General features: G+C 43.7%; 3 protein-coding genes and 1 tRNA gene. 3 read left to right on the top strand and 1 reads right to left on the bottom strand.

Going from position 1 to position 4,611, the window contains the following annotated elements:
- Both QXE01_03300 and QXE01_03295 read left to right on the top strand, forming a co-directional pair.
- A partial coding sequence (locus QXE01_03300; protein ID MEM4970260.1) for a molybdopterin-dependent oxidoreductase occupies positions 1 to 2,565 on the top strand: 2,565 nt, incomplete at its 5' end.
- Positions 2,546 to 3,349 carry a 4Fe-4S dicluster domain-containing protein gene (locus QXE01_03295; protein ID MEM4970259.1) on the top strand — a complete coding sequence of 268 codons (804 nt, stop codon included), beginning with the start codon at positions 2,546 to 2,548 and terminating at the stop codon, positions 3,347 to 3,349. The genes QXE01_03300 and QXE01_03295, both read left to right, overlap by 20 nt.
- Positions 3,350 to 3,430: 81 nt before the next feature.
- Here the strand turns inward: QXE01_03295 and QXE01_03290 are convergent, their stop codons facing one another.
- Positions 3,431 to 4,309 (bottom strand): inorganic phosphate transporter, encoded by an 879-nt coding sequence (locus QXE01_03290; protein ID MEM4970258.1) that lies wholly within the window; start codon positions 4,307 to 4,309, stop codon positions 3,431 to 3,433.
- 227 nt (positions 4,310 to 4,536) lie between these two features.
- Between QXE01_03290 and QXE01_03285 the strand changes: the two genes are divergently transcribed.
- A tRNA-Pro gene (locus QXE01_03285) sits at positions 4,537 to 4,610 on the top strand.
- Position 4,611 lies beyond the last annotated feature (1 nt).

Genomic DNA, 4,611 nt, shown 5'->3' with positions numbered 1-4,611 from the left:
TTCTTCGAGAGAAATCCTCCAATAGATCAGCTTCCCGAGTTTAGGAATCTAATGAGTAGGTGGAACATATCGGAGGAGGATCTCGAGGATCTAAAGGCGCTTTTGAAGGAGTATACAGCAGAGAATGTCTCGAAGATAAGTGGTGTGCCAAAGGAGATCCTTAGAAAGGTTGCAGAGATCTATGTTGAGAGGAGCGGGGTTGCCACGGATCATAAGAAACACGGTATAATCCAGTGGGCCATGGGCTTTACACAGCATACAAACGCCACCCTCGGAGTGATAAGGGCGGCTGCGATAACCCAGCTGCTACTGGGGAACGTCGGCTATCCAGGGGGAGGTACGCATCCGTTTAGAGGGCATAGCAATGTTCAAGGAGCTACTGATGTACAGGGAAATGGTTTGGGCTCACTACCAGGCTATGTATCTCCTCCTATAAATACGCTGTCAATTCGTGTTTACCAGGATTGGAAGCTACAGGGAATGCCTGATGCCTGGAACTGGGAGGTTCCTAGCTGGGCTCTGGAGAATGAGCCGTTTAGATCTATCTCTAAGCCTGGTAAAGGAGAGGCAGATCTCGCAAAGGTGCTTCATATATATAACTTCTATGGATGGAGAAGACTGGAGATTGTATGGGGTATATTCTGTGGCACAATACCGCCTGAAGATCCTTTGGGAGGTATGGTTATATGTGATATACCAATAGGTTTAGGCCATTCAGAGACTACCTTCCCTAGAGCTGTGCTCAGGGGTGATATAAGAGCTGCTATAATCTTTGGTGAAAACCCGGTTGTAACTAATCCCAATGTTAGATTAATTGCTGCAGCCCTATCATCCCTAGATCTACTAGTTGTTAGCGATATATTCGAAACCGAGACAACATGGTTTGCAGACATAGTACTCCCAGCAGCATCGTTCGCTGAGAAAGAGGGTAGTAGAACTAATAGCAACAGGGTTATTCAGTGGTCCTACAAGGTTATAGACCCTATCGGAGATTCTAAACCTGACTACTGGATAATAGTGAATCTTTATAGATGGTTAAGGAGAAAAGGCGCTATACTTCTCCCAAGTAATATTGCTGGGATCAACCTGGAAAAAGTTATTTTCAGAAGAAGCGACATGTTTTTAGAAGTATATAATAGGCATATAGAGCCTGACGCTTCATGGGACTATAGCGGGGGTTTCGGGGCCTCGACCCCTGTAGGTAGTGTTGAGAGGGAAGTGAATCCCAGGCTGATTAGTAAGGAGATAAACTTCTCTATGTTGCTCTACCAGGGAGTATACGATCCTATTAGAGATGAGATAAGAAGTATGAGGAGAGATACAAGGATCAGAGGAGATGACGAGATCGATGGTGTCTTTAGCAGGAAGTTTAATGTTTACAAGGATTGGGGCTTCTCATGGCCTCAGAATGTTAGGTTCATGTATAACTATGATAGCCTACTGAAATACGGGGGATGTGTACATGTAAGGGCATCTGGAAAAATCTGGGAGGTATGTGGAGAGACAGGGGAGTGGATTGATGAGTATACAGGGGACTATAGACCTGCATATGTGCCTGGCCATAGCTTCTGGGAGCCTAGGGCTTTTAAGAGGAGGCTAAGCGGTGTTTCAGATCTCTTTGGAGGGTTGGATGTGATTAGGTATATAAGATCCGGGGAAATGATCTTCAGAGGAGGCTTTGTAATAGAGGACAATGGTATAGTAAAGATCATAGATTATAAGGGCTTCTCAGAGCTTACCGGGATGAAGTACTTCTGGGCTAACGATACAATCTACTGGGATAAGGATACTGCTAGCTTCCCAGCCCAGGTTAAAAGACCCTTCTTCCCTGGTAGTGGGTGGAGGGTTTTTAAAGATAGGTATCAGAAGATCAGAGAGAGATTAGCTAAATATATAAGGGAGCTTGGAAGCTATAGGGAGGCTGTTGCAAAGATTATTGAAGAAGATGGAGGGTGGTATGCGGGTTATGATTTCAGATGGCCTATCCATGCAGAACCAGCGGAATCTCCCCACGAGGAGCTAGCTATCCTCTACCCAACACTCGCATGGATCAATAAGTTCAACCTGGATATACTCATAGGATCTATCGATATTAAGGGGAGAGCTGAGAAGCTATATGCAATACCAAAGGAGATCAGGGATATAGATGGAGAGCTTGTTGTGATAACCTCTAACAGGGTTACCGAGCACTTCCACTCAGGCTCTATGTCTAGGAATATTCCATATCTCGCTGAGCTGGTGCCAGAGCCCTTCGCAACTATATCTAAAAGCCTTGCAGAGAGGATCGGTATATCGTCGGGTGATTACATAGAGATCTATACAGCTAGAGGGATTCTAAGGTTAAAAGCATATGTTTCACATACAAAGGAAGAATATATAGATATAGGGGGTAGATATATTCCGGTTGTGAGCATCACATGGTTCTCAGGATTTTCTGGGATGAGGAAAGGGCCAATATCAAACATCATAGCCCCAGATGCCCTTGATGTGATAACGCTTATCCAAGAGAGCAAGGGATGGATAGGAAAGGTTAGGAGGGCTAGGCATGAGGATCACAGGAATTGAGAAGGTGGAGAAGGGATATGGGGTTATTGTTGACATTGATAGATGCATAGGGTGTAGAGCGTGCCAGCTTGCCTGTAAAATGTGGAATAATCTTCCAGCGGAGGAAATCTCATTTGCAGGATCTCTTACATCGCCTCAATGGCTTACAGCGAATACCTGGAAGATCGTCCTCTTCTATGAGGGTACCGAGTTAATACCCCTCCCTTTTCAATGCATGCACTGTAGAGATCCTCCATGTGCGTTGGCATGTCCAGTATCTGCTATAGTTATAAGTGATGAGGGTGCTGTGGTTATAAATAGTGATGACTGCCTAGGTATAGGGAATTGTCTAAGGGCATGTCCCTTCAATGTGCCTCAGAGAGGTTCTGATGGCAGGTTCTATAAATGCACCTTCTGTGTTGATAGAATTCAGCATGGCTTAGAACCTGCATGCGTTGAGGTATGCCCCACGAGGGTCTTTATATTTGCTCCTATAGATGAGATAATTAGCATTGCTAGAAAGGCTCTTGAGGAGGAGAGATATGTATATGGTATTGATCTAGATAGCTATATCGGAGGAGGCACTAGATGGATCTATATAGCCTCTAAAAGAAAATACGAGGTGCTTGAGAGATACCTTCCTAAGAAGACCAGAAAAGATCTAGATCTACATACCGCCTTCTTTGTGAATCTAAAGAGGAGGCTGAGGGTTATTGCTATAATATCTATGCTCAATAGGGCTATTAGAAAGAGGTTAAAGACTATATCAATCGCTATACATAATATCATTAGATCTAGATACTAATCTCTCCTTACCCTGGGGATAGGGGATCTCGGTTATCAGTATGTATCCTCTGTACTATAAAGCTGTCTTAAATATTTTGCTTTAAATGATATTGACTATAGCTGTGAACACCACGGAAAGTGTAAAGCCGAGCATGGGGCTGTAGATCCATCCAGCTATGATCCTTGTAATGACTTTCTTCTCAACCCCTATTCCTGCTAATGCTCCAATAAGTGTTTGATTCATCGATGCGTTTAGACCTAGAGTATTTAATGCTGTGAGTATTGTTGCTTTTGTTATATGTGCAGCTAGGAAAGATCTTATATCTGAGATCCCGATCTCCCTACCAATAAATCTTGCTAGCCTAGATCCCCATATCATGAGGCCGGCGCCCATGAGTGCTCCTGAGGTAAATCTAGAGATATACTCATCTAGCCCGGCACCAATCATTGGGGATGCTGCATTGCTAACATCGTTTAGCCCTAAAACTAGGGCTGAATAGCACATAGTTAGTATTAAAATCTTATTACCTACACTATTCGGTATAACCTTTCTTATAACTGGTGCTAGTAGGTATGATAATGAGGGAGCCAGAACCCATGAGGATATGATGTTAAAGACACTGGGAATCTCTATGTATTTCCCATCCATAACAGCTGACCCTATTACGGAGAATGCGAAGATCTGTATAGTGGATGTGGGCACCTTGATATATGTAGCTATAGTAGTAGCGATGGCTGACGCTAGAAGGGATGAAAGATATTCTCTATTATCTAGCTGTGCAAGCTTTATATAGGTGTAAATAACCGGTGTAGCTAGAGATCCTATAATCACCAGCAACGCTGAGACCATCAATCCTAGCTTAAGAGATATAGCTTTACCACCATATGCAGGACCTACTATGGCTCCAGCATAATGATAGCCCATGCTAGCAGCAAAGAAACACGCCGTCAAAACCAATAGCATCTCATATATATCCAACTAAAATCACCTACCAACCATATTACCTAATTACCTAATTGCAGCTGAAAGCTTTACCCCTTTATCTCCATAGCGAGGCCTCTAGCTAGATAGGGGTTTAAAAGCCAATACTTAAATAATAGTTCGAATAGATATAGGTAAATATAAGGATTGAACTGATGATAGGAGAAGCCCTAGATGGAGAGAAGGTCAGGGTTTTTAGCCGTGTGATAATTATAAAATATATGGGGGCCGTAGTCTAGCTTGGTAGGATGCGAGGCTTGGGCCCTCGTGGTCCGGGGTTCAAATCCCCGCGGCCCCAC

It is taken from the genome of Sulfolobales archaeon (assembly GCA_038897115.1).
Classification (GTDB): Archaea; Thermoproteota; Thermoprotei_A; order Sulfolobales; family AG1; genus AG1.
Note: the sequence above shows the minus strand (reverse complement) of the source record. Positions and strands in the feature narration are given on the sequence as shown.